The sequence below is a fragment of the Enterobacter cloacae complex sp. GYL001 genome, assembly GCF_049237125.1.
Taxonomy (GTDB): Bacteria; Pseudomonadota; Gammaproteobacteria; order Enterobacterales; family Enterobacteriaceae; genus Enterobacter; species Enterobacter hormaechei_C.
This window is the reverse complement of sequence record NZ_JBMKGW010000017.1, coordinates 20,677-44,289: the sequence shown is the minus strand read 5'-3', so window position 1 is coordinate 44,289 and position 23,613 is coordinate 20,677. Positions and strand designations below refer to the sequence as shown.

The following is a 23,613-nucleotide window of genomic DNA, read 5'->3' as shown; positions in this document are numbered from 1 at the left end:
CAGAGCCAGCAAAGCTGTCTCTGCCCGGCCCCTGCGGGGCAGCGGGTGTCCATCCCATGACGCAACCCCCATCGCTTGCAGCAGCCGTTCCGGCTGCGCCGCTCAGTCGCGCCGTTTCCTGCGCTCCCTGCATCACGCCGTAAATACCCCGTCGTGATGTAGGGGGCAATGTCGTTTCGCCGCGCGCGGCTTCCCGTCATTGCGGCGTGTCCCTGCCCATTCCATCCGGTCCTTTTACACCCCTTTGAGTCCCTCCTCCGGGTGCTGAGACCGCCACAGTCCTCGTGGCTGTCCAGGGTGAATGCTGACGCACGGCCACCAAAACTTTTTGCAGGCAAAAACTTTTTGCGTCCGCCCCGGACATCTGCCTCGGCCGGTGTCGTTTACGCACCTGCGGCGAAGGTTCTCAAACGGGTGATGTTTTATCCCCCGGGAAAGTTCAGCAGGTTCCCGCGAAACGTCAAAACCGCGGCTCCCGTAACTCAACGGGTGATGGGTTTTAAAACCAGCCACTTTTTTAAAGGAAGTATTCAGTGGGAAAAACATTACAGGAATTTCTGAATCAGCCAGTGCTGCTGCGCGAACCCACCGCCGAAGAAAACGAACTGGCGGCTCTATTGAATGGCAGTACTGTCACTGCACCCGTGGTGCTGCCTCAGGGGCCGTTTACCCGTGAAGAGGCGACCGCTCTGGTGGCGCAGTACACCAACGTCAGTATTGAGAACGATCAGGGTACTTATTTTCAGCTTGTTGTGCGGGGTGAAGAAGGGTTTTTGACGAAGTGCGCGTGGAACTTTGAGAACGACGTGGGGGCATTGCTTAACCGCGCTCTTGCCAGTTACAGAGCCAGAAAACAGCAGTAAGAAGGGGCCCTGTCGGAGCTGTCACTCCGCAGGGCAAGACAATCATTAATACTGAGAGGTACTAAATCATGACAGTTGCAGATGTTAAATCAAAAGCACCAAAAAAAACCAGTAAGAATAAAACTGCCGGAAACGAGGCGCTGAAAACAGCCCTCGATGCGGCAGTCATTGAGTATGTTCCGCTGACCGATCTCATTAAATCACCGCTGAACGTACGCACGATGCCCTACACCACCGAGAGCGTTAAGCGACTGGCTAACTCCATTGAAAGCCTCGGACTGCTTCACAATCTGGTTGTCCATGCCCTGCCCGAGGGAAAATACGGTGTGGCAGCAGGTGGTCGGCGTCTGACTGCGCTGACGCTCATGTCTGAAATGGGGCGTATCAAACCAGATTATCAGGTTCCGGTTAAACGTGTCAGCGACGAGCTTGCTGTTGAGGCTTCTTACGCCGAGAACAACGAGCTTGAAACCATGCACCCTGCCGAGCAGATCACAGCGTTTGGTACACTGGCGGCGCAGGGAAAAACTCCCGCGCAGATTGGTGAGGTGCTTGGGTACGGTTCCCGCCACGTCCAGCGCATGCTCAAACTTGCCAGTCTTGCCCCGTCACTGCTTGCACTTCTGGCAGAAGGTCAGCTTGATGTTGAACAGTGTCAGGTGTTGTGTCTTGAAAGCGATCCTGAGCGTCAGGTTGCTGTTTACGAAAGCGTAAAGGAGGAATGGGGACGCACTACCGTAAACGCACTTAAAAATCGTATTACGGAAAGTGAAATTTCTGTCTCGCATCCACGTTTCGCATTTATCGGGCGGGAAGTTTATGAAGCCGCAGGCGGAATTGTCCGTGAAGATCTGTTCAGTGAGCAGGAAGGGGACGGAACAGTAGACAGTCTGCTTGTTGAACGTCTGGTACTGGAAAAACTTGAATTGATCGCTCAGGAAATCCATCAAAAAGAGGGCTGGATGTGGGGTACCGGACGTCTGGCTGCAATTAACCTTTACGGACCTGACGGAAAGGACTACCGCATTCTACCGGAGCCAGATGCAATCTACAGCGAAGATGACAGCCGCCGTATCGATGAACTGTCCGACAAATTTAACGCTCTGGATCCTGACAGTGATGAAGCCGAGGCCATTAGCAGCGAAATATCCCTCATTGAACATGCCGCTGAGCTTCGTGGGTGGACAGAAGATCTGAAAGCAAAATCAGGCGTGGTGGTGAGCTACATGCACGGTGCGCTTCGTATTCAGCGTGGTATATGCCGCATGTCTGATTTACCTGACCATGACAGTAACGGAGAGGATTCCGCGCAGTCTCCTGCCGTGACTCATATGCATCGACCTGATGCAGCAGAAGGGATCAGCATCCCGCTGCTCACCAAAATGTCATCCGAGCGCACTCTGGCGGTACAGGCCGCGCTAATGCAGCAACCTGAAAAGGCTGTGGCGCTTATGGTCTGGCGTATGTGTACCTGCGTTTTTGCTGGATGTGTGACCACGCCGCATCCGTTCCGTATCAACCTGACCGTTTCTCACAGCAGCCTCACTGAGAACGCCCCATCCGGTAAAGAAGGCGCAGCGTTTGAAGCCCTGATGACCGAAAAAGAGCGCCTGAAAACCCTGCTGCCAGCAGGATGGGAGAAGGACTTCACGACCTTCTTCGCCCTGAACGGAGAGGTACTGATGTCATTGCTGGCCTTCTGTGCGGCTTGTTCCGTAGATGGTGTACAGACGCGTGATAATGGACACACATCACGTAGCCCTCTCGATACGGTTGAGGCCGCGATAGGTTTTCACCTTCGCGACTGGTGGCAGCCTACAAAAGAGAACTACTTCGGTAGCCTGAAACATTCACAGATAGTCACTTCACTTAAAGATGCAGGTCTGACTGGTGCCGCTGCTGACGCAGAAAAAATGAAGAAAGGCGACGCGGCAGTGCATGCGGAGTTCTTTATGAAGCAGAACCGTTGGGTTCCTGCATGGTTACAGTCACCGCAGCCTGATGCAAAAGACAGCACCGATACCGACACTGACAACGCGGCAATTGCCGCCTGATAAGGATAGCCGCCCTACGGGGCGGCAATAAGGAGATATCTGATGAATATGCCAAACTTTAAGCTTTCCTCCATGATCGGTGAAGATTTCGAAACCTGCCGCGCCGCTGGTTACTCCTACCGCCGTGAGATGACACACGCTGTTATGGGGGCACTGAGTGCGCCTGAAAACTGGGATGTTAACGGGGAGTATCGTAGCGAGTTCGGGGGCTTATTTCCCGTGCAGATCCGTTTTTCGCCCACTCATGGCCGATTTGAAGTGGTTCTGTGTAGTCCTGGTGAGTTTAGTCAGGACTGGATCATGCTGTTGGTCTGGAGAAAAGGGCAGGAAGTATCCTGTATCCGCTCATGCCCACAATCTGACGCTGCTGTGATAAACCATGTGCTGAGCCTGACCAGCAGGCTGGACAGTGATGGATACTCAATATTCGATATTCTCTCAACGCTGCGCATGGAGGTGGCCTGATGATCCCTCGTCACCTTTCTCTTGTCACGCAACTGCCGGAGCGTGAGGCAGCGTTACGAGCCATTATTGCCGTAGAAGAGGGGGGCGGGCGGTACGGAAGCCGACACCCGCAGCCGTATCCCTATTCCAGAGCATTTTTCCGGTTCCTGACTGGTAGCAGTAAAATTAGTGGAAAGGCGATCAACCAGGTGCGCGGGGCGTACTGGCTGAAGGGCGATAAAATTTCTCTGGCCCGATATGAAGAGGCGTTTGACATACTGATCAGTAGCCGCGGTCGCCTGTGTTACCCTCCGCTCGGTACCAACATGGTGCAGAACCTGTTTCCGGAGCAGGCGTTCAGCATCAGAGAGCGCCACACGCAGCGGGAAGTGCGCGAGGATAATCTTTATTCCCGTCAGGAATCACGGCGACACCGTGAAAAGGAAGAGAAGTACCAGAACCGCGTGGGGCAGGCTGAAATCGACCTGGCATTTCAGACACCGGAGACACTGCGTGCATGGTATGAGTTCTGGTCCCAGCAGGATATACGGGACTATGACATCCAGCGAATGTTGTGGGCGTGGACGGAACGCAGCCCCTCGTTGTCTCATCTGGTGAAGGCTTACTACGACCGTGCGCAAGACATTGTTCTCGATGTACATGATGTGGCGGGATCCTCAACACCGGCGGAGAAAGAGCTGGAGCGCTGGATGGTACCGAACAAAATCACGCTGAGGTCTATATGGCCGTGAGAAACAATCCGTGGAAAACGGAGCTGAAGGTTGCCCGCAGCCAGCGCAATAAACTTCGGACTATGTCGGAAAAGCTGAAAGAGATGTGCTATGAGTGGGACGGATTAAGCGGCTGGCTGGAGACTGAAAGTGAGCGACTCGCAGAAAGCATTGATCAGCATCTTGAAGCGCTCGACGAACAGATACATAACTGGTCCACAGGCAGAAGTGATCCTGAGTAAATCAGGTAAAGGTCAGGATTTATCCAGTAATCAGACTGTTATTCCTGGGCAGAATCGGCTCGTCGGGATATAATGGCGATGGCGCTTGAGGCTTTTTGCCTCATGACGTGAAGGTGGTTTGTTGCCGTGTTGTGTGGCAGAAAGCAGAAAGCCCCGTAGTTAATTTTCATTAACCCACGAGGCCCCCTGTATGTCTGATCAACAACAGTATGGCCTCTTACCGTGCTTAATGCAAGGAGGAGTAAACCATGAAACTGCCGCGAAGTACCGTTATCTGGTGCGTACTCATAGTGTGTCTCACACTGCTGATATTCACTTACCTGACGCGAAAATCGCTTTGCGAAATTCGCCTGAGGGACGGACAACGGGAGGTCGCTGCAATTCTGGCTTACGAATCCAACGGTAAGTAGCAACCTGGAGGCGGGGGAAACCCCGCCTTTTCAGGGCTGAGTTGGTTTGACATGCCTGAAGCGCCTTTATGAAGGGGTTGCCGGTTCGCCGGTAGCCCCTTTTTCCATCCCGACGCGACCGCACGCCTGAACTTCCGGGACGGACCGTACCCCTGCGGGGTTCGGGGGAAGCGGGGCGCGCCTCCGGCGCTGCCCCTCTGCTCCCTCTGGTTTGTCCTCGCTCAATCAATCAATTCCTGGCTGCTGTTAATTCACGCTGTTGCGATTAGTCTGCTGAAGCTGTGCTTCAGAAAGGACTTTTCCGAGTGCCTCATCCTGTCTGTTTTGATCGATATCCTGCTGGTTAGTTCTCTTCGCTGCAGTTCCGTGATGGGCAGAGCCAGAAAGACGGGCAGGGCAATGGCCACCTTCGGCTCCTGGCCCGCGTGGCGGTCCAGTCGTCGAGCCCCACTCCGCCAGGCAGCTGCTTACGCACCAGCCAGTCTCCGCCGAACCCGCAAGCGGTTTCGGGCTATCGCTAGGGTCTGATGGCAAAGGTCAACAACTGCGGCTTCTCCGGCCGTACCGTCCGGAACGCCTTCACCGCGCCGGCGAAGCCGTCGCTCTAATGGCGACACGCCGTTCCGACGTGTCGGGTGTGTGCACTCCTGTTCACCCGCGTGAGTCCATCCCCCGTGTGTCCTCACGCGGAGGGCTGGTCGTAGCACCGTCAGGACGTCATCCAAAGGGTTAAATGAACGCCGCCAAAACTTTTTGCAAGGGACTGCAAAAACTTTTGTCTGCGCCCTTTTCCTGCCGCCCCGCCGTCGCTCCTTTGCCCTTTGCCGCGAGAGAACTCACCAGGGAGATGGGCAACCATCACCACAGGAGAAAACCAGGATGCACACACGAAACGTCAACGTCAAAACCGCCGCTCAAGAATCTTCCAGGAAGATGGAGGAAGAACAAAACCCTGTTTCTGTCGCGAAGGAGTGGGTGGCTCAGGCCACTGCGCTGAAAGAGGGCGTCACTGTCACCGTGTCCGATGTGTCCCGATACGGCGATGTGCAGGTGGAGATCCGCACCAACGGAACGCTTAACTGGCGCGCCTGGTCGTTTCAACCTGATTTTCTTTTTGAACTGAAACGCAACCTGCAATACGTACAGCTGTAACCCCACGCCGGATATCCGGCATGTACTGATAAAAGGAGATAAACCATGCATTTACACACGACTGATTCTTTCGCTTCTCTTGATTCCAGCGCCAGCGCCGAATCGGAAATGGCCTACTGGCTGAGCCGTGAAAAGTCCGCACTGATCGCCCCCGTGGAAATCGATGTGAACAAATTCCACGATGCGGCAGGAATGCACCCACCGATGATCAACTGGCGTTGTGACACCGCGCAGGACACTGAAACCTTCATGCTGGCAGAGATGATCTGTATGAACGTGACGGACATTTTTGTCCGTATTGGAAAGCGTTATTTCCGCGTACGTGATTACAGCAACCTGAATCACGCCGATATCGTGGCGAAGGTGAAAGCAGCATTCAGCCCTGAGAGCCAGAGCCAGAAATGAAAAAAGCAGGCTTACACCTGCTCCATCCACGCCGGATTTGAGCGATTCCAACGAAAAAATCCGGCTTTCACTAAAAGGAACAAACCCATGCAATTCAGTGAAGTTTCGATTGTTACACCAACCGCCCTCTATGTCCAGATGCAGGAGGCTCAAAACGCGCCCGTGAAAAAGCAGGTGCGTATCAAACGCGGTGAAATCGCCTGCAATGCCCTCAGTCCGGAAATGCGGGCACTGGGGCGTCATATTGCGCACTGCCGGAAAAAGGGGCGATCCGTACGTATTCCCGCCATGCGCGGGAGCGAGTGGGGTCATGTGCTGCGCACGCTTGAACTGAGCCGCGCCTGTAACTGACAACAACGCCGCCCCTGACGGGGCGACAGGAGAAAAAAACATGACCCAGATTAGCTTTGCCGATTTCTTCAATGAGACAAAAAGGCGCGGAGCCGCCCGCCCTGTCGTGCAGACGGCTCCGGCTGTCCAGTCAGAGCAAGTCCCCCCGCGTCTTATCAGCATCGACACTGCGCGTAAGCAGTTTATCAGTCTGTTTAACCAGACTGCCCGCCACCTTCACCGCTGGGATGTATTCAGCGATTTTGTCAGACTTGCCGCGAGCGAACTGGATATTGCGCGGGTGAGAACGCCAGAGAGCGCGGAAAACTGCCGGAAGATCTGCGCGCGATACGATGCGGACGATATCCGCAATTTTCATGAGTTGTTCCGTCTGATGGTTTGCGCGCTGGAGGCTAAATTCCATGACTTCATCGGCTCAATTTTTATGGAGCTTGAGCTGGGGTCGGGAGGTATGGGGCAATATTTTACCCCCTATTCTGTCCAGTCAATGATGGCCAGAATGCTGGTTTCCGGCATCAAAGAGACGGTCACGCGGGAGGGTATCGCGACGATAAGCGATCCGGCCTGCGGTTCGGCAGGAATGATTATTGCCTATGCTGAATGTCTACTTGAGGCTGATATCAATCCGTCCGCGCACCTGTTCGCCAGTTGCATCGATATTGATCCGGTTGCTGCCGATATGGCATTTATCCAGTTGTCTCTTTTGGGGATTGCGGCGGAGGTGGTGACAGGGAACACGCTCACGATGCAGTTCAATCGTGTACGGTATACGCCTGTTTACTATCTCAACGACTTTGAAGCGAAGCTGAACACTCAGCGCAGACTTAAAGCCATGATGGACTTTATGTGCGATTTATCGAAAGCCGCCTGATACGGGCAGGGGAGGTGCTCAGCGCCTCCCGATGAGTCCAGCTGCTCCGGTTAGAGTCTGGATCATGGTAATTATCTTTTCTTTGGTGTTTTTCCGGTGTCCGAAGGAAGGAACAGCAGCAGCGATAGAAAGTGTTACGGTTGCCAGCTCTACTACCCGCGATACCTTTTCCGACTTCTCGTAAACTTTCCATGTTCGCAGGCTGACTCCAAGCTCTTCGGCCGCCCTGTCACTGCTCCAGTTCATACCTTTTCGCCATAAACGAAGTTCGTAACCCGTCATTTTCTGATACCTAAATAAGTGCAGATTCTGCACTTATTTTAGTGTTTTTTTTGTGGGAAAGTATATATGAATAAAGTGCAGATTCTGCACTTTTATTGATTTTTTTTTGTGGATTAATGTGATGCTAAATGACGACGAAAAGCATGTTGTCAGGACTGACATCTGGGTACCTTCGGCTCCCCGTCGCTGCCGGGTCGTCGCCTGCACTTCGCGTGGTGGCCGTACGCCCACCGCGCTACGCGGAGCCGCACGCGTCTCCGTCCTGACGGATAGCAAGCGATACCTGAACCCATCCCGCTTGCAGCTGCCGTTCCGGCAGCGCCGCTCCCACTGACCGCCACGGCGGCCGCAAGGGAACGCCGGATTAACCGGCGCCTTCTGCCTTCCTGTCCGTTTCTGCCGTGAAAGCCTTTCATTACTTATGCACTCTGACAGAGCGCCTCTGTTCAGCAAGGGACGCTGACGCTTTCCGTCCAGATTTTTTCTCGCAGGCTCCAAATAATCTGTCCTTCACCCCTGCTTTCCATCGTCACCCTGTCAGGGCATTAGCGTAATGAAGGCATTTCCCTCATTGCAAGAAAACGGAAAAGGACGACGGCAGAAAAGGCCGGATGGCCTGCAAGATTTGCGTCGTAAGACGCGCAGGATATTGCCGGAAGACTGGCAATAAAAAAGCAGGGCGGGTGCCCTGCCTGTTTACACGGGCTGCTGTAACAGCTCGTTATCACAATGACTCTGAGGAGGCACTATGAAAGACCAGTTCATCGTCGCATGTCGCGAATACTTTGTAAAGGAGCGGGTTAAAACCCGTCATCCACGGAAAATCCGCGAAACGTTGAAACCAGACGCTATCGCGCCACATCTGAAACAACTGGGGACATCACTTGTCCGTTGCGGGCGTATTCATAAACCGATCCATATTCCAGCACTTAACGGGGCTGAATGGGATCACGTCCTGAGTACGCTTGAGCTTTCCCGCGCGTACGCCTGATAACCACCGCCCTGCAACGGGGCGGTAATTTAATAACACAGTGCCGGAGTATTATCCGGCACATTTTTGGAAGGAATGGAACATGCCACACTACATATCCCGTGCGCCTCATGGCGTCACCTGTATCCGTCTTGATAACGGTGATGAAGCTCTCTTTGTGAATGGAGAACTGATTTCCTCATGTACAGCCAGTGAACTTTATCCGCGTATTATTGCATCAGGGTTGAACCTGTCGACGGCACTTAGCTTGCCATTTAAACAGCTTACTGCTCAGGTTCCTGATAACCCTAAATGGACATGGGAGGATGTTACTGCATCGCTCGGATGGGGACAGCGTACTGAACTTAATCACAAAGTTTTGCGTTCTGTTCTGGAATGTAGTCTGAGCCATATTACGCGGAGGGATAGCGAGATTCTGAGCGAACTATGTCACGCCGAGTATGAAAGCGAATGGATCCATGAATCCGATCTGGGTTACATCATTCGTGTTGATGCCGTCAGTTATCCGCTTCTCATTCTGAAACATCATGGTATTTCAAAAGCGGCGAGAATAGTGATTTACACTGCCATGATAAAGGCTGACATCAGCATGGTTCATTTTACTTCATGGGGAGAAATGCTGGCAGACGTTCCGACCTTTGAATGGTAATTTCTATATCATCTCCCTTCTTACCAGGCTGAAAAAATATTTCATCCTGGTAAGAAAAATTTCAGTACATCACATCTTCAGGATGCAGGAATTATTTCGTTGGTGATGACGAATTTTCTGCCGTCGACCTGCGATTTTTACGGGCTGGTTTGTTTTTATCAGCATCACGAACGATTTCACGAAGTGCTCTCTCACTGATTTCATACCCCGTGGTTTTTAGTGTCTCTTTAATGTCTGAGACCGTGTAACCTTTGGTTTTTACCAGTGCTAACAGGTCATCACGGATTGCATCCAGAAATTCCTTTTGTGATTTGCGCTGAGGTGTCAGATCCGGTAAACCAGCCAGAGTAACCTTTGCTAGCTCGATATCTTCATCTGAATAAAACGCCTTCTTACTCATCTTCTTACCCCTTTCAGAATATTGTCATCCAAATCATAACATTGACCACTCAAAAGTGGCAGTGCTCCGCACTGCCTATGCCGTCAAATCGCCACTAGGCGAAACAGCCAGCGAAGCGTATAATGACTCGAAAGACGGGACAGGATGTGCATTTGTAATACCGCGCACGCACGATATCACAAATGCCACCTGGTCAGGGCTCCGCCCCGACACCCGAGTAAGGAGCACACATGAGCGACAAAGCATCCCGAAGGGGAAGTGATAAACGGCAGAAAACCGTAATCAAGACCCTGAGATTCACGCCGGATGAAATCGAAGAGATTGAACAGAAAGCGGAAGCAGTGGGGCAAAGCGTATCGGCTTATATCCGTAACGCAGCGATGAACAGAAAGATGATTTCACTCATCGACGACAGCTTTATGACCGAGCTTTTAAGGCTGGGGAGACTGCAAAAGCATCTCTTTGTTGAAGGGAAACGAGTGGGTGATAAGGAATACTCCACGGTCCTTGTCGCAATAACAGAACTGTCGACCACGCTCAGAAATAAACTCATGAACAACGGTTAGCACGGAGAGAAGAACAACATCATGATCCCGGTTATTCCACCGAAACGACAAGACGGCAAGTCCTCCTTTGGGGACCTGGTTTCGTACGTTTCTGTTCGTGATGAGCCGCGCGATGATGATTTAATGGAAGCCGTTAGAGCTTCCGGAACAAAGCCAGAAATGCCGCACAGCAGCCGCTTTTCCCGTCTGGTTGACTACGCTACTAAACTGCGTGATGAGTCGTTTATCTCGCTGGTTGACGTGATGCCTGACGGCGGGGAATGGGTGAATTTTTACGGTGTGACCTGTTTCCACAATTGCACATCAATTGAAAGTGCAGCTGAAGAAATGGAGTTCTCCGCACGTAAAACGAAGTTTGCCCATAACAAAAGCGACCCTGTATTCCACTATATTCTGAGCTGGCAGTCGCACGAAAGTCCGCGCCCTGAACAGATTTACGATTCGGTCAGCCATACACTTTCCCGTCTCGGTTTAGCGGGCCATCAGTTCGTTGCTGCCGTTCACACTGACACGGATAACCTCCACGTTCACATCGCTGTAAATCGCGTACATCCGGAGACTGGTTATCTTAACCGTCTTGCTTACAGCCAGGAAAAACTGAGTAAGGCCTGTCGTGAACTGGAGCTCAAACATGGGTTTTCACCTGACAATGGCTGCTATGTGATTGCCCCTGATAATCGTATTGTTCGTCGTACCTCTGTTGAACGCGATCGTCAAAGTGCCTGGAAACGTGGCCGTAATCAGAGCCTGAGAGAATATATCGCTGACACGGCAATAGCTGGTTTACGGGAGTCACCGGTGACCGACTGGTCTTCTCTCCATCAGCGTTTTGCGAAAGAAGGCCTGTTCCTGACAAAGGAGAGCGGCGAGCTAAAAGTGAAGGATGGCTGGGACAGTGAACGTCCTGGCGTTACGCTTTCTGCGTTTGGACACGCCTTTGATACCGATAAACTTATTCGTAAACTGGGTGAGTTTGTTCCTCCTGTACAGGACATTTTCTCGCAAGTTCCGGCTGTCGGCCGCTATGAACCAGACAAGATTATTATGCCGTCTCGCCCTGAACGGATGACAGAGAAAGAATCCTTATCGGACTATGCGATCGCACGTTTACGGGCGCCGCTGATTGCACTTGATCAGGATCCAACGCAGCGAACCATACAGTCAGTGCATACGCTTCTGGCACAGTCTGGACTGTATCTGAAAGAACAGCATGACCGTCTGGTTATCTGTGACGGGTATGACTCAACGCGTACACCTGTCAGGGCGGAACGTGTGTGGCCTGCGCTAACGAAGGCTATTCTGGACTCGTATAAAGGAGGCTGGCAGCCGGTACCGAAAGACATTTTCCAGCAGGTTCCCCCTGCGGAACAGTTCACCGGCGGCAGTCTGGAAGCCACCCCAGTATCCGACCGGGAATGGCGAAAACTGCGAACAGGTTCGGGCCCGCAGGGGGCGCTGAAACGTGAGATTTTCTCTGATAAGGAAAGCCTCTGGGGCTATGCGGTTTCACACTGCCGTCAGGACATTGAGTCGCTTATCGGTAGTGGTGAATTTACCTGGGAACGCTGTCATGAGCTACTGGCGCGTCAGGGGCTGTTGCTGATGCGCGAGCAGCAGGGCCTGGTTGTGATGGACGCTTACAATCACGAACAGACCCCTGTAAAGGCCAGCCACGTTCATCCTGATCTGACGCTTGCGCGTGCGGAACCCCATGCTGGTTCGTTTGTTTCGGTGCCGGCAGACATCTTTGAACGTGTTAAGCCGGCCAGCCGTTACAATCCGGAACTGGCCGTGAGCGACCGCGATATTCCGGGTATGAAGCGTGATCCTGAATTGCGTCGCCAGCGTCGCGAAGCGCGCGCAGCTGCGCGAGAAGATCTGAAAGCCCGTTATGCAGCCTGGCGGGCTAACTGGCAGCGCCCTGATTTGCATGGCCGTGAACGTTACCAGGCGATTCATGACGAATGCAGGATACGTAAAGCGCGCATCCGTATCGAACATCGTGACCCTCTGGTGAGGAAGCTGCATTATCATATTGCAGAGCTTCAGCGCATGCAGGCACTGATTGCGCTGAAAGAAACCATGAAGGCTGAACGAGCTGAGCTTATCGGGCAGGGGAAATGGTATCCGCCGTCTTACCGGCAGTGGGTTGAAGCTGAAGCGGTGAAAGGTGACAAGGCTGCGATATCGCAGCTGAGAGGATGGGATTACAGGGATCGTCGTGGTAATGCGGTGAAATCTACAACAGACAACCGATGTGTCGTTATCTGTGAGCCAGGCGGAACGCCGATGTATTCCGGTGTTCCTGGCCTGCGGGCTTCACTGAAGAAGAACGGTCGCGTCCAGTTCCGCGATCCGGAGACAGGCCGCCATATTTGTACCGACTATGGCGACAGGGTTATTTTCCGGAACAGTGGCGATTACGATGCGCTTAAGCGGGATATGGTCAAAGTCGCGCCGGTTCTCTTCAGCCGTTCTCCGAGCGTCGCGATGGCTCCGGAAGGGAATAATGAACAGTTCAATACAGCTTTTGCCAAAATGGTGGCATGGCACAATGTGAACCACCGTGATGAAGGTGAATACCAGATCTCGCGACCGGAGGTCGACCAGGTGCGTGTTGAAAGCGAGATGCGCTTTGCTGAAATGACGAATCAGGGGAGTAATACAGAAGCTGTGCGCAATGAGTCAGGACCAAACTGGAAACCACCTTCACCGTTATAAGCATTCGGGGACCAGATGGAATTTAGCCCGCAGATAAGAAATAAAAAAGGCCGCAAATGCGGCCTTTTAAACTTTTAGAGGATGTTTTATGTCATAACAAGCGACAACGCCCGTGACTACATGGAACGCAAGCAATACATAGGCAAAGCCGCATGATGTCCAGAAGACAGCAAAACTATCATCAGCACCTATGAAAGAAGCGAAAATAAAGAATAACTGAAGTGAGCAACCTGCAATAGATAAAACCAGTGTCTGTTTAGGAATGTTCATTCTCTGCCCCCTGTTTTATCAATCATACTTATCAATTTCTCGTACTGCCAGCAGAACGGGATAGTGTGAATCTGTGCCCAATCCGGAGGGTAGCATAATCAGGTCAAAAAAAAGGCCGCTTTCGCGGCCTTATTTAGTTGAATGCGATGCGTGGGACTAATTCCCATTCAGCATGGTCTTTCTTTAAAACACATTTGTATTCAGAACCATCGTGTTTTATCTGCAACCCAACAGTATAAAGCTTCTCGCCATCGGAGCAGGCGTACACCTTCTGCTGGTTCGTGAGGAGGATGTTACGGATTTCAGTCAGCTGCGCCACGGCATCGGTGTCGATAACGGGCTGGGGCGCTGCAGCGGCAACGCATGAAAAACCAAAGAGGGCGGCAAATAGTAGTTTCTTCATTTCATTTCCTTCATTTCTATATCATTTTGTTTATCGGCAGCTGTTCCTGAAACAAGACAATTTTTTTGAACTATCACTCTGGCCACTCCATATCCGGATGTGGTGAATCAGGCAGTTTCGGGGAGATAAATGGCTCGTTTCGATATCTGGAAGGAGGAATATAAGCCGGCTGCGGGAGTGTCAGCGTTCTCAGTATCGCATCTGGTGCGAGCTGAATTTCTTCAGCGCTTACTTGCGTCGGTTCCGATTCAGGCTTATTAAGCGTGATGTACCGTATTGTACGTTCTGCCATAGTGGTTGTTCTGATTACCTCCAGCGCTTCTTCCCAGAGGTTTTCTTCCCGTCCACGGTGGTCCGTATCATATTCAGTCATCAGATTATGCGCTTCCTGGCGATTGGCCAGACGCTGCTGAAAGGTATCGATTATCTTCCAGGGTTCAGCTTTTGCCGCTTTACGCCGACGCGAGGGCTTTTCTGTCAGAACACCAATGATTTTGCTGACGTTCTCCGGAGCAGGAAGACGTCGCTGCGCTGTTCGTGGAACAAGTTTACGTAGTTGCTTAAGGTTCGGTGGGTTAATCGTGATGTATCGGTTGATAATGACGGGTGCATTGCACGTTTTGTCCTGCGGCTCGATGTAGAAGGATGCTCCCGGAACCGGATCGCCCTGAAACACCGTGTAGTTCTCACCTGGCTGCAATTTAATCAGATCCTGCACATTGATTTTGTTCTCCATCTGAATATTGATGTGGTCGCCATCGATCCAGGAGGTACCAATGATACCGTCACGCCGTTGCAGGCTGACCATGTTCGCCCGGGCTTCCTGTCCTGCGGCATTAGTGATTGTCTTTGCCGTTTTATCATCACTTACGATTTTACCCGCAACCTTAGTGCCGGCGTTTTGCATCAGGGTGGCAACGTTTGTGGCTGAGGTCTGGCTTTCAATGCGCTCCTGGTCCTGGCTCATCATGACGATAGAAAAGTCCAGGGAACGTACCTGTGTGGCCTGAACGGCAATACGCTCGGTATAATAGGCTCCCACCTCGTCGAGATAGTTCATGTAGGGGAAGGGGCCTTTGTATTTGGTGATTTCGAGAGCTTCGGAATCTAGCCCTTCCAGACGATGTCCCAGGTCCCGGGCCAGTATCATGCTCTGCTGGGTAACAAACATTCTCCCCAGTGCAGAGGTTGTGTGCTGAGAGGTGTTCATTGCCGGGATAAGGACCAGGAGTATCCGGTCGCTGTGAATGCTGTCGCGAATATCAATGTCACCGGCATCCTCAGCGAAGATATTACCGAACGTTTCCGTAAATGTGTTGAAGGTTTCCAGAAACTGCCCAGTCAGGTAGCTGTGCTGCTTGCGCGGCTCTTCTGTCCAGGCTGAAGGCTGGCGAACGGTGGCCATATCGAAACCCGGTACGTCTACCAGATAATTATAGAGCGGAGAGACAGCTTCCTCTGGCCATTGATCGTCTATGGCACGGCAGTAAAGCTCTGCCAGTTTCTCCAGTGGCATAAACTCGCGCAGCAGCTGCAACGACATGGTTTTGTTTTCACGGACGCAATAGAACTTTGTGCCAAAAACCAGCGCCTTGTTCATTGCAATTGCTCTGGACTGCCATTCTCCCCCCTGTACGTTGGTCGGCAGCATTGATTGCATCGTCTCAGCAACAAAGGCCTCAGTGCTATAGCAGAAGGGGTTCCACTGGTGAGACTGTGGCCGACTTTTATCACCGTTGTGGATCATCTCACTGCGGGACATGCCGCTATTCATGAAGTTGATGTATTCCACATCATCCTCACGCCCAAAGCGGCGGGCCAGGTAGTAGCAGGTGCGCGCCGTGTCGTTCTGCGCCTTACCGTCAACAAAGGTGAAGCCCCGACCCCAGCAAAATGAATTGAGCATCCACGCATAGATGGTTTCGGTTTTCCCTCCACCGGTCGAGGCAAAGAACATCACATGACGGGTCAGGTCATCAATGGTGAGCCAGAGTTCGCGACCGATATCATTCATTCGCCTGTAGCCGAGATAGAATATTCCCTTACCTTTACTTTCCTGCGTTGTTTCATACTGAAACAGTGAGGGAAACCTTCTGAACAGGCTGCGTCGTACCTTCCGGTCTTCAGAGGGGTCTACTTTATTCAGGTGGACAGGCATTCGCATGGGCATACGCCAGCGGTGTGTTCCAAAGCTGATGCTGGCCACGATGGCCAGCAAAAGCAAAAGCGGTATGGCGAGTGGCCAGATAAACCCCGCCACCACACTTCCTGCCATAATTCCGGCATACAGCAGGTGGTCGCGCAAAAGCTCAAGAACAGGGGAGTTCCAGGCATTGCGCTTCATGAGCGCCTGGTTAACGGGCGTATAATTCATGGTTTACTCCTGGATACTGAGGGAACTCACAAAGCGGTCGACCTGTTCTGGTGACATTGGATCTGTAATTTTCAGGAAGTGATCAATTTTATCCGGCGCGGTCAGCATGCCCGTTGCCAGGCGAATGCCCGTGTCAGTCAGCACTGTCGGCGTACCTGAAAAACCAAAGGTGCGGAAGCCAGTATCGTTTACGGCTACTACGGCCTGAGCCGACGCGGAACAGTCTGAGCTCACCTGTGGAGGTGTTGTCTGTCCCGGAACCAGCATACCTGCGTCCGGTCGGAAAAGAACACTCCATGCAACAGCACGAGCTGTCTGGTCCTTCTCGCATAAAACCGGAATGATCTTCTCTACAGCATCGCCGCCGTCATTCACGACTGATACAGGGAATACAACAACGTTGTAACGCTGCGCCAGCTGTTCGATTGCCGGCTCCATACTTCTGCAGACCGCACAGGTTGGATCGAGGAATGCATACAGCGTACGCTCATGCCCGGTTGAGAGCTGGATGGTGAACAGACCTCGATCGGTACTGCGCTTCAGTATTTCCACCATCTTCTGTCGCGCTGACTGTTCCGTCGCTTCTTTTTTTACTGATGTGGTTGACGTTACCGCTGCCGGTGCTGTTTTCAGGGCTTCAGAAGGCGAAGCCGGTAAGGATTTATGACTTTCCTTCATAATATTCTGCATGTTGTCGGATTCAGCCTGGGCAGCCTGAATGACTGTATTGCCTGCCGCCGGGTTGGCTGGCTCCTGAACAGCGGCAGTCTGCCGCGGCCGGGCCGGTGCGATTGCGCCTGGTTCTGCCGGGATAGTCAGTGTCTGGTTTCCCACATTGAGTGAGAAATGGTTGTCCGTACCCAGGAGCCATAACGAAGATGCTATCAGCGCGCCGCTCACAAACAGGGCAAGGGACTTCATACGGCGTTTCATTATTGCCTTACTCTGGGTTTTGAGGTGTCGCGCTATGGTGTTGAAGACTTCCGCTGCATCGTGCATCGGGTCATCAAGAAGTGTCACGGCTTCTGCTGAATATGGATAAAAAGCGATGAGCTTTTTATCGTGGATGGCCATACGCTGAGGCTCACGAAAGGTGAACAGAGCCTGAGGAACACCATGTCCGTGTTGATGTAAAACCACAATGGTGTCGTTACAACGAAAGGTGGTGTAGGTGCTTTCCAGCGACATAATGAGACTCCAGTAGACAGTAAGATAATTAGCGTCAGAAATGAGCGAAATTTCAGAAGATGAGATCGTCATCGTCACCCGGGCGAGTGATGACGTCTTCCGTGAGTGACCAGTTGGTCCGGATGCGACGCTTGCGGTCGCGGTCTGGCTGAGGTTCGTTCCAGATTAGCCCCAGGGACAGCATATCGATGCGCAATCCCTCAATGGCTTCATCGACGCAGGCTTGCGGGCAGGGGAGGCCAAGTCGGATAGCCTCACTCTCGGTGCGGGCGACGGCGACGATACCTGCACCTTCAATAAATCCTTTGGTGGTGTTTGCCCGGTGCAGGGCATAGAAGAGTGGGCGGTCTACCCCCTTTAGCCATAGCCAGTTAGGTGGTGTCAGCCGTAAATCATGTGCGTACAGCCAGACCAGACCACTTCTGACGTAACGGTGCTCACGCAACCACTGTTTCGCGCCTTCGCTCTGGATGACGCGCTTAAAAGCGGTTCTCGCCAGCGCATAGACCGGAACTGAGAATTTCCCCTTATCACGGCGGCTTTTTATCCGACAGGAGCGGTTCAGGGCATCCATTAATTGACGTGCGGCCGGTCGGTCGTCCAGGAAAAACTGAAGGCCGAATATTGCGAATAATGCCTTTTCATGAGGGGCGAGACTTTTCCATCCATTAAGTGGACGCCCCAGTTGGGCCATAAAAACAGCCCTGCAGCGGGCAACATCGAGCTGCATATTACTGATGAGTTCATGCTCTTCAGCGAAACCCTCAGGGCTTTGTGCCGGACGTCTTTCTTGACGACGTTTATCAAGCAACAGGCGACTGGAATTCCCCTCATTAAGAATGGGGGCAATTGCAGGAGAAATGGTTTCCATAGCGAAGGGCAGCGTGCTGATATTGAGTACCCGTCGCGTTTGCCAGTTTCGTGCAGGATGGCATAACCAGCTCCACAGCGAAGCGGTAGACAGGGGAATGAGGAATATCATCAGGATCACCGTCGTTTGCTTCATCACGTTGATCCACTGATCGTAAGTGATGTTTTCGGCATTGTTGGCGGTGACGGCCAGCAGGTTATAACGCGGTGCGGCCCAGGTGTGGAAGGGGCCAAAATCAGCCATGCCCCACAGGGTATGCAAAATGAAACATGACCAGTACACAAACTCAGGCAAGAACAGCCATGCAACAAGCAGAAGCATAATGCCCAGGATGGCGAGGGCTCCAAGAAATTCAAGCGGATCAGTCGTTCCCGCGCGAGCGGATGTCATGGAAAAGCTCCCTAAATAAAAACGATGAAGACTAACTGAATAAAAGAGGGCAGCAGAGCCCGAGCTTACGAAAAGTTAGCAAGCGTATTTACTGGTGATAACGGCAGGTGAAATTATATTGATTGGTCAAATATTAGATTGTTGAGGATCTGATACGGATCTCCTTTGTTTTAGTGAGGGTCATTAATAAGATGGGTTGTGGTTTTTATTATCATCATCTGTTTTAAAGTGAATTTTCAGAGCGATGATCTGCGTTAATGAAATCAATGAAAATAGCCGGCAATTAAACCGGCTATTTATTGGAGGGTATTGGATGTGTTTCAGGCAAGAACGGGAACAGGTAGCCCTGTCAGAGATTCGATCTCGGCACGTTTTTTATTCACGACATCGTTAAAGTTGAAGTTATAGGTGTATCCTTTGTTGTTCATTGCATGCAGATGGTTAGCAATACTGGATGCAGCACCGGTATCGATAGGAATCATCGGCAATGATGTGAACCTTGTGAAGAGACGCAACTTTGAATCTTCAACCTCTGTACGTGTCAGGCTGTAAGCATCGAAGCCAATGACATCCATGACATTGCCCGGGTAGATTCGGACGTACAAAAAGGTTCCTTGCTGAAAGTCGAAACCCAGGTAGGTACTTTTCCAGAAGAGCCAGCCCTCAGAACCGCTTTCCGGTTTGAAATGACCCGTCTCCTTGATTTTCTCAACAACAGCAAGGATCTTTTTTTTGCGTTTCTTGGCTATAACATAATTGATGGCAAATGGACCGAATAACAGTAAGCAACTTGTTATGGCGTATAGATATGCCTCCGGGCGTACGTACTCATCCATGATGATTGAAATGGAGCATAGAAAAAAAATCAGCAAGAAAGAGATTATACCGAACTTTAAAAATAAAGACTTTGCAACAGAGTATAAAACCCACCACTTAGGGAATCTATCTTTCACAGTAAACCCTCCTTAGGTATTTCACTCAATGTTATAGCACTACTGGATAGATGTCCACATCTCAACTTTTTATTCCATCATTATTTGTTTCCCCTGGACCATTCATACCCTTCGTATTAACGCCAGGGGTATGCCGTATATTCCTCCCACCGGCTACGAACATATCTTTGACAGAACCAGCCATGCTTCCAAGAGTATTTGCTGCATCTCTACCGCCAAGGAACGAAATGACGTAGTCAGGTAAATATGCCTGTAAGGCAAATATGCTAGATACCAGTGTCGTGCAAATTCGAGCATAGATCATTAAAAAACCAGCCATGCTGAATAAACCTGTTAACGAGTTGGCTTGAACATTGACCAGTGCGACACCAAAAAGTGCATGAAGGATAGTGCCAGTAGCAACAATCGCAACAGATGCAAAGAAAAATCCAAAAACCATAAGTGCGGGACGAATCATGGTATCTATAAAGTAAATGTAACCATAAGCCGCACGACTGCCTCGATCCTGAGACGTACCTAGGTGAGTTGCCCCCCATAGAGGTCCCGCAGCGCAACCTACTAGAACACTGACAATCCAGTTACCAATACCAGTCATCCAGAAGATAAACGGAATAAATGGCAAATAGATTGAAAGTGTAAATCCAGCGCTAAACATAAGTAGTAACAAGAAATATACTGCTGGCGAAATGGCATCAAGCCCTTTATCTACAGCGCTAATTGCTCCTGTCATATTGACAACCTTCCCGAGAAGGGATGACTCTCCACCCGCAACAGCAGCCCGTATGACCGTGTATGCTGTTAAAGTTCCCTCCGCTGCAACCAGCGTGTAATCTCCAACATTTTTCATTTTAACTAATGGGTTTACCTGCCCTGTTGAGGTTCCTGTCCCACTATAATTTGTTGCGATGTTGCTGGTTAAACTGACGAAAAATGGAGCGAACGAGTTCATTAATATGCTATTTGGGTCATTACCTTCAGAAGCACTTAACTCGTTTTGTGATGTTGCTGTACCTGCTGGAGGTGCATAATTAGAGTTTTGTAACTGGGTACGGTAGGCGCTCATTACCGCACTGAACAGGTCTCCGCTGCCAATTTCCCCAAGGGATGACATCCCACTGGTTGCCGGCGCGCGACTGGCAACTTCTGTCAGGCGTTGATTGGCCGTTGCAAAAGTCTGGTACCAGGCACCGAGAGCCGCCCAACCATAAGTGTCGAGGTAATTCCTGACAGCATCCTGTATGCCATTTTGTTCACTCTGCGCCGGTAGTGCGTGCTGAACAGTTTGTTCGTACGTACTGGCTGCTCTCTGAATGCGGGTTTCAATATCCGGGAGTGTGCCGTTGCCGGTTGTTCGTTTATTCATAAACCCTGCCATAAACTCGCTGGCCGCGCTGTCCATATCCTGGATCATTGCTTCCATAGCTTTGTTTTGCGCATCCACCACTTCACTTGTATCGCGGTTACTGAAGGGGTTAAAGAAGCTTCCGGAACCAGACGAGGAGTCCGATTTCTGTTGTTCCGGTATCGTCGCCGTGCCGCACACACCGCTGCCGTTGGTGACCCGGTAGGTATAATTCCCTCCAGAAGAACCGGATACCCCTGCCATTCTGGCTGTGGTCGAATTTGCCGTGCTGTTGTAATCGTCCAGCGCAGTATTGATGGCATATTTACAAAGCTGCATCTCAAAAATACCGCGTGCAGAAGTTCGGGTCGAAGCCTGTGTGGGCTGGACAGTCAGGGAGTAGCCGCTGGCAATATCACTGGCTGCTTTGGACACCATCAGGTTGGCAGAACCTACGCCCATAATCGACGCGCCCCAGAGAATTATGAGCTGGGACATGCTCCAGCCATTGGCGGTCGGGATAATCATCAAAAATCCTGACACTGTGCTCAGTGTGCTGGTGATATCGCGATCCCCGCTGAATACCTTGCCCTGATGCCCCGTTTTATTAATGTGCTTCAGACCAATAAATACAAACCAGACGACGGCAAGGACGGCGATAATTCCGTTAAACAGAGCAAACAGATTCCCGATCATCGTGGTATTGCCGGCGGCGAGAGGGTCCAGCACCACATCGCCGAAGATAGTGACCAGTGCCTGTCGGGAGAGGTCCTGTGCATTGGTTGCAGCAGAGACTATGTCATCGTAAGTGACACCTGCGCGTGCCGGGGTAACAGAGATAAGCAGCCCTGCACAAAGCGCACGAATGAGATTTTTCACGGTAACTCCGGATAATGCATGAATGCCGGGATGTCGGCAGGAGGCAGAGAAGGGCAGCTATTTCCCGAGAATGGCATCTCGTACGGCATGGGTTTCCGCCATGAAATGCTGAAAGGTGCCTCTTTCAGCAAGACTTACGCGACGGTTGCGTAACTGCCACAGTCGGTAGGTTACGATTAGCGCTTTTGACCATGCCACGCCAGCACCGGAAAACAGCACCACACAGGTGCTGATCTGGTGCGCGGAGATACTCCCACCAATAATGAATGGTGTCAGTGCTGCAAGCGGAACCGGTATGGCCATAAGCCAGAACAGCACTCGCCAGCGCCTGCGCTGGCTCACATACCCCTCATCCAACTGTGCGGGGGTACAACCTGATTCCGCAACGGCTTTTTCCCAGTCAGGAGAAGCCGGCGGTTTGTCGTCAGTAATGAGCTCCGGAAAAGCATCACGCATTCGCTCAATATTTCGTGATGTCATGTGCCGGGCAGCCCGCAAATACCACTTCGTTTCCTGCAATGGCAGAAATATGCTCAGCAGTCCCCGGGTAATACGTCCAGGTAGTCCTTTTTTCCGTGCGACTGTTTTTTCCAGTGTCATTTGGCAGCTCCCTGGTTCATGGCTGATTCGAGTTGTTTCAGACGTGGGGCGTAGGACTGGCGGGCAAAGGCGGCGAGTAGCTGGCCGTCGATCACGTTCCCTTTGCGCAGCAACTCTTTAATGTCGTTAAGTTGCCAGTTCATCTGTGCCGTAGTTCGGATGAGTTCGCGCATAAGGTTATCTCCGTCCATTTGCTGCAGGTCGGAGAGATAGGCTGTGTTGGCATATCGACGTCCGGCCTCAAACGATTCAAATTCTCGCTGGCTCATGTAGCCCTTCGCCTTCGCCTCCGGCGAAGCCACATTGTCAAAATACTGCGCTGCGGAAGGTGACTGCAGTGCTTCTTTCAGGGCATCACGGGTGGTTTCACTGGTCTTACTGTCGGCAATCAGCGAGAGCTGAGGTTCAGACGCGGCATCGATGATACCGTTGTACTCGTTGAGCAACCCTACATACGTACGACCGGTAACAGTGTTGACTTCACCTTTGCCTGGCGTGCGGCCTGCTGAAGGTCGAGCCGTGTTTTTCATGTAGGCCATAGCGGCATCAATCTGTTCCTGTGACCAGGAAAGTGCCGGTGCCTGCCCTTCAGGTCCCGCGCCGCCATAGATGGAGCGTACCTGACTGTCACCTCCGGGCAAATTACTGACGGCAGGGCAGATACCGGTTCCGCCAAAGCGTTCATATTCTGCTGCCGTACAGTACGCGGCATGTACGTTCGCACCGTCATAAGCGTCGCGGGCCTGTTCTTCCGATGCTGTAGAAATCCTCTTCCGCACCGCTGAACTGGAAACACCTTTGCCTGATGAGAGTTTTGACGCGGCGCTGCCTGATGCACTTTTACTTTGTGCTGCCACACCGGATGCGGAATCACTACAGATCGAATCCGGTACCGAAAAACTCTGCCGTGCCTCCTCCAGACGTTGGGTTTCATTATTGAAAATCATTTGCTGACGAGTAGCCTGCCCATCCTGATTAATCAGGGCGCCGAGCTTGTCGGCGTTCTGTGTGATGGCTGTGCCGGTTGCCTGTTGCATCTGTAGTATTTCGACCAGAGTTGCCTGGATGGTGGCCATCTCAGGCAGAACCTGAGTCGTGATCGGAACGCTGGAGTTCACGTTGACCGTTAAAGCACTGGCAACAGTGGGAAGGCTGGACGCGATGGCCAGCGCCAGCGCGGGGAGATGACGTTGTAGCATGAGATTCTCCGT

The 23,613-nt window shown here is 51.8% G+C and carries 25 protein-coding genes and 1 pseudogene; 15 read left to right on the top strand and 11 right to left on the bottom strand.

The annotated features are described in order from the left end of the window. Positions 1–617: 617 nt before the first annotated feature. The 11 genes and pseudogenes from ACOTWU_RS21340 to ACOTWU_RS21290 all read left to right on the top strand — a co-directional run bounded on the left by ACOTWU_RS21340 (position 618) and on the right by ACOTWU_RS21290 (position 7,523). Entirely contained in the window at positions 618–863 is a 246-nt protein-coding gene (locus ACOTWU_RS21340; protein WP_032623592.1) for a DUF905 family protein, read from the top strand. Between the two features lie 68 nt (positions 864–931). Then, positions 932–2,917, top strand: a complete 1,986-nt coding sequence (locus tag ACOTWU_RS21335) for a ParB/RepB/Spo0J family partition protein (RefSeq protein ID WP_022650022.1) — start codon at positions 932–934, stop codon at positions 2,915–2,917. Between the two features lie 42 nt (positions 2,918–2,959). Beyond that, the gene (gene psiB / locus ACOTWU_RS21330; RefSeq protein WP_096149266.1) at positions 2,960–3,382 is read left to right on the top strand and encodes a conjugation system SOS inhibitor PsiB; all 423 of its coding nucleotides are present in this window, start codon (positions 2,960–2,962) and stop codon (positions 3,380–3,382) included. Further along, positions 3,382–4,113, top strand: a complete 732-nt coding sequence (locus ACOTWU_RS21325; RefSeq protein WP_022650020.1) for a plasmid SOS inhibition protein A — start codon at positions 3,382–3,384, stop codon at positions 4,111–4,113. Before psiB ends, ACOTWU_RS21325 begins: the two co-directional genes overlap by 1 nt. Further along, positions 4,104–4,334 (top strand): hypothetical protein, encoded by a 231-nt coding sequence (locus ACOTWU_RS21320; protein ID WP_022650019.1) that lies wholly within the window; start codon positions 4,104–4,106, stop codon positions 4,332–4,334. Before ACOTWU_RS21325 ends, ACOTWU_RS21320 begins: the two co-directional genes overlap by 10 nt. A 190-nt stretch (positions 4,335–4,524) precedes the next feature. Further along, positions 4,525–4,674, top strand: a pseudogene (locus ACOTWU_RS21315) (DUF5431 family protein); the annotation flags it as partial. Then, positions 4,622–4,744, top strand: a complete 123-nt coding sequence (locus ACOTWU_RS21310; protein ID WP_176483648.1) for a type I toxin-antitoxin system Hok family toxin — start codon at positions 4,622–4,624, stop codon at positions 4,742–4,744. The pseudogene ACOTWU_RS21315 and the gene ACOTWU_RS21310, both read left to right, overlap by 53 nt. An 879-nt stretch (positions 4,745–5,623) precedes the next feature. After that, a complete protein-coding gene (locus ACOTWU_RS21305) occupies positions 5,624–5,896 on the top strand; it encodes a hypothetical protein (RefSeq protein ID WP_022650017.1) in 273 nt (90 codons plus the stop codon). Between the two features lie 45 nt (positions 5,897–5,941). Then, entirely contained in the window at positions 5,942–6,301 is a 360-nt protein-coding gene (locus ACOTWU_RS21300) for a hypothetical protein (RefSeq protein ID WP_022650016.1), read from the top strand. 87 nt (positions 6,302–6,388) lie between these two features. After that, positions 6,389–6,652 carry a hypothetical protein gene (locus tag ACOTWU_RS21295; RefSeq protein ID WP_022650015.1) on the top strand — a complete coding sequence of 88 codons (264 nt, stop codon included), beginning with the start codon at positions 6,389–6,391 and terminating at the stop codon, positions 6,650–6,652. 40 nt (positions 6,653–6,692) lie between these two features. Then, positions 6,693–7,523: an N-6 DNA methylase gene (locus ACOTWU_RS21290; protein ID WP_022650014.1), complete on the top strand. Its 831-nt coding sequence runs from the start codon at positions 6,693–6,695 to the stop codon at positions 7,521–7,523. Positions 7,524–7,541: 18 nt separating this feature from the next. Here the strand turns inward: ACOTWU_RS21290 and ACOTWU_RS21285 are convergent, their stop codons facing one another. Beyond that, positions 7,542–7,769, bottom strand: coding sequence for an XRE family transcriptional regulator (locus ACOTWU_RS21285; RefSeq protein WP_369798832.1), 228 nt, complete (start codon positions 7,767–7,769; stop codon positions 7,542–7,544). Positions 7,770–8,553: 784 nt separating this feature from the next. Here ACOTWU_RS21285 and ACOTWU_RS21280 point away from each other — a divergent pair. Continuing rightward, positions 8,554–8,796, top strand: a complete 243-nt coding sequence (locus ACOTWU_RS21280; RefSeq protein WP_022650012.1) for a hypothetical protein — start codon at positions 8,554–8,556, stop codon at positions 8,794–8,796. 82 nt (positions 8,797–8,878) lie between these two features. Continuing rightward, positions 8,879–9,445, top strand: coding sequence for a DUF5983 family protein (locus ACOTWU_RS21275; RefSeq protein ID WP_022650011.1), 567 nt, complete (start codon positions 8,879–8,881; stop codon positions 9,443–9,445). A 91-nt stretch (positions 9,446–9,536) separates the two neighbouring features. On the opposite strand, the gene ACOTWU_RS21270 is transcribed toward ACOTWU_RS21275, so the two are convergent. Further along, positions 9,537–9,845 carry a hypothetical protein gene (locus ACOTWU_RS21270; RefSeq protein WP_022650010.1) on the bottom strand — a complete coding sequence of 103 codons (309 nt, stop codon included), beginning with the start codon at positions 9,843–9,845 and terminating at the stop codon, positions 9,537–9,539. A gap of 230 nt (positions 9,846–10,075) precedes the next feature. Here ACOTWU_RS21270 and mobA point away from each other — a divergent pair, with 230 nt between their 5' ends. Next, positions 10,076–10,411 (top strand): plasmid mobilization protein MobA, encoded by a 336-nt coding sequence (mobA, locus tag ACOTWU_RS21265; protein ID WP_022650009.1) that lies wholly within the window; start codon positions 10,076–10,078, stop codon positions 10,409–10,411. Between the two features lie 21 nt (positions 10,412–10,432). Next, positions 10,433–13,132: a relaxase/mobilization nuclease domain-containing protein gene (locus ACOTWU_RS21260; protein WP_022650008.1), complete on the top strand. Its 2,700-nt coding sequence runs from the start codon at positions 10,433–10,435 to the stop codon at positions 13,130–13,132. A 66-nt stretch (positions 13,133–13,198) separates the two neighbouring features. Here the strand turns inward: ACOTWU_RS21260 and ACOTWU_RS21255 are convergent, their stop codons facing one another. From ACOTWU_RS21255 to traW, 9 genes are all read right to left on the bottom strand, one after another. Then, on the bottom strand, positions 13,199–13,402 hold the full coding sequence (locus ACOTWU_RS21255; RefSeq protein ID WP_123839396.1) for a hypothetical protein: 204 nt from the start codon (positions 13,400–13,402) through the stop codon (positions 13,199–13,201). Between the two features lie 133 nt (positions 13,403–13,535). Next, positions 13,536–13,805 carry a hypothetical protein gene (locus ACOTWU_RS21250; protein WP_022650007.1) on the bottom strand — a complete coding sequence of 90 codons (270 nt, stop codon included), beginning with the start codon at positions 13,803–13,805 and terminating at the stop codon, positions 13,536–13,538. Between the two features lie 73 nt (positions 13,806–13,878). After that, entirely contained in the window at positions 13,879–16,179 is a 2,301-nt protein-coding gene (trbC, locus tag ACOTWU_RS21245; RefSeq protein WP_022650006.1) for an F-type conjugative transfer protein TrbC, read from the bottom strand. A gap of 3 nt (positions 16,180–16,182) precedes the next feature. Continuing rightward, positions 16,183–17,439, bottom strand: coding sequence for a hypothetical protein (locus ACOTWU_RS21240; protein WP_126530067.1), 1,257 nt, complete (start codon positions 17,437–17,439; stop codon positions 16,183–16,185). Then, positions 17,420–18,628, bottom strand: a complete 1,209-nt coding sequence (locus tag ACOTWU_RS21235; RefSeq protein ID WP_022650004.1) for a hypothetical protein — start codon at positions 18,626–18,628, stop codon at positions 17,420–17,422. Before ACOTWU_RS21235 ends, ACOTWU_RS21240 begins: the two co-directional genes overlap by 20 nt. Positions 18,629–18,948: 320 nt before the next feature. Next, a complete protein-coding gene (gene excA, locus ACOTWU_RS21230; RefSeq protein WP_022650003.1) occupies positions 18,949–19,581 on the bottom strand; it encodes a plasmid IncI1-type surface exclusion protein ExcA in 633 nt (210 codons plus the stop codon). Positions 19,582–19,642: 61 nt separating this feature from the next. Continuing rightward, complete coding sequence (locus ACOTWU_RS21225; RefSeq protein ID WP_022650002.1) at positions 19,643–21,802, bottom strand: DotA/TraY family protein; 2,160 nt, start codon at positions 21,800–21,802, stop codon at positions 19,643–19,645. 57 nt (positions 21,803–21,859) lie between these two features. Then, the gene (gene traX, locus ACOTWU_RS21220; protein ID WP_022650001.1) at positions 21,860–22,402 is read right to left on the bottom strand and encodes a conjugal transfer protein TraX; all 543 of its coding nucleotides are present in this window, start codon (positions 22,400–22,402) and stop codon (positions 21,860–21,862) included. Beyond that, positions 22,399–23,601 carry a conjugal transfer protein TraW gene (gene traW / locus ACOTWU_RS21215; protein WP_022650000.1) on the bottom strand — a complete coding sequence of 401 codons (1,203 nt, stop codon included), beginning with the start codon at positions 23,599–23,601 and terminating at the stop codon, positions 22,399–22,401. The genes traX and traW overlap by 4 nt, the downstream gene beginning before the upstream one ends. Positions 23,602–23,613 lie beyond the last annotated feature (12 nt).

Excerpts from the sequence above, each read along its gene's own strand:
- ACOTWU_RS21335 (WP_022650022.1), top strand. The coding sequence starts at position 932 with ATGACAGTTGCAGATGTTAAATCAAAAGCACCAAAAAAAACCAGTAAG.
- psiB (WP_096149266.1), top strand. The coding sequence starts at position 2,960 with ATGAATATGCCAAACTTTAAGCTTTCCTCCATGATCGGTGAAGATTTC.
- ACOTWU_RS21325 (WP_022650020.1), top strand. The coding sequence starts at position 3,382 with ATGATCCCTCGTCACCTTTCTCTTGTCACGCAACTGCCGGAGCGTGAG.
- ACOTWU_RS21320 (WP_022650019.1), top strand. The coding sequence starts at position 4,104 with ATGGCCGTGAGAAACAATCCGTGGAAAACGGAGCTGAAGGTTGCCCGC.
- ACOTWU_RS21305 (WP_022650017.1), top strand. The coding sequence starts at position 5,624 with ATGCACACACGAAACGTCAACGTCAAAACCGCCGCTCAAGAATCTTCC.
- ACOTWU_RS21300 (WP_022650016.1), top strand. The coding sequence starts at position 5,942 with ATGCATTTACACACGACTGATTCTTTCGCTTCTCTTGATTCCAGCGCC.
- ACOTWU_RS21295 (WP_022650015.1), top strand. The coding sequence starts at position 6,389 with ATGCAATTCAGTGAAGTTTCGATTGTTACACCAACCGCCCTCTATGTC.
- ACOTWU_RS21290 (WP_022650014.1), top strand. The coding sequence starts at position 6,693 with ATGACCCAGATTAGCTTTGCCGATTTCTTCAATGAGACAAAAAGGCGC.
- ACOTWU_RS21285 (WP_369798832.1), bottom strand. The coding sequence starts at position 7,769 with ATGAACTGGAGCAGTGACAGGGCGGCCGAAGAGCTTGGAGTCAGCCTG.
- ACOTWU_RS21280 (WP_022650012.1), top strand. The coding sequence starts at position 8,554 with ATGAAAGACCAGTTCATCGTCGCATGTCGCGAATACTTTGTAAAGGAG.
- ACOTWU_RS21275 (WP_022650011.1), top strand. The coding sequence starts at position 8,879 with ATGCCACACTACATATCCCGTGCGCCTCATGGCGTCACCTGTATCCGT.
- ACOTWU_RS21270 (WP_022650010.1), bottom strand. The coding sequence starts at position 9,845 with ATGAGTAAGAAGGCGTTTTATTCAGATGAAGATATCGAGCTAGCAAAG.
- mobA (WP_022650009.1), top strand. The coding sequence starts at position 10,076 with ATGAGCGACAAAGCATCCCGAAGGGGAAGTGATAAACGGCAGAAAACC.
- ACOTWU_RS21260 (WP_022650008.1), top strand. The coding sequence starts at position 10,433 with ATGATCCCGGTTATTCCACCGAAACGACAAGACGGCAAGTCCTCCTTT.
- ACOTWU_RS21255 (WP_123839396.1), bottom strand. The coding sequence starts at position 13,402 with ATGAACATTCCTAAACAGACACTGGTTTTATCTATTGCAGGTTGCTCA.
- ACOTWU_RS21250 (WP_022650007.1), bottom strand. The coding sequence starts at position 13,805 with ATGAAGAAACTACTATTTGCCGCCCTCTTTGGTTTTTCATGCGTTGCC.
- trbC (WP_022650006.1), bottom strand. The coding sequence starts at position 16,179 with ATGAATTATACGCCCGTTAACCAGGCGCTCATGAAGCGCAATGCCTGG.
- ACOTWU_RS21240 (WP_126530067.1), bottom strand. The coding sequence starts at position 17,439 with ATGACGATCTCATCTTCTGAAATTTCGCTCATTTCTGACGCTAATTAT.
- ACOTWU_RS21235 (WP_022650004.1), bottom strand. The coding sequence starts at position 18,628 with ATGACATCCGCTCGCGCGGGAACGACTGATCCGCTTGAATTTCTTGGA.
- traX (WP_022650001.1), bottom strand. The coding sequence starts at position 22,402 with ATGACACTGGAAAAAACAGTCGCACGGAAAAAAGGACTACCTGGACGT.
- traW (WP_022650000.1), bottom strand. The coding sequence starts at position 23,601 with ATGCTACAACGTCATCTCCCCGCGCTGGCGCTGGCCATCGCGTCCAGC.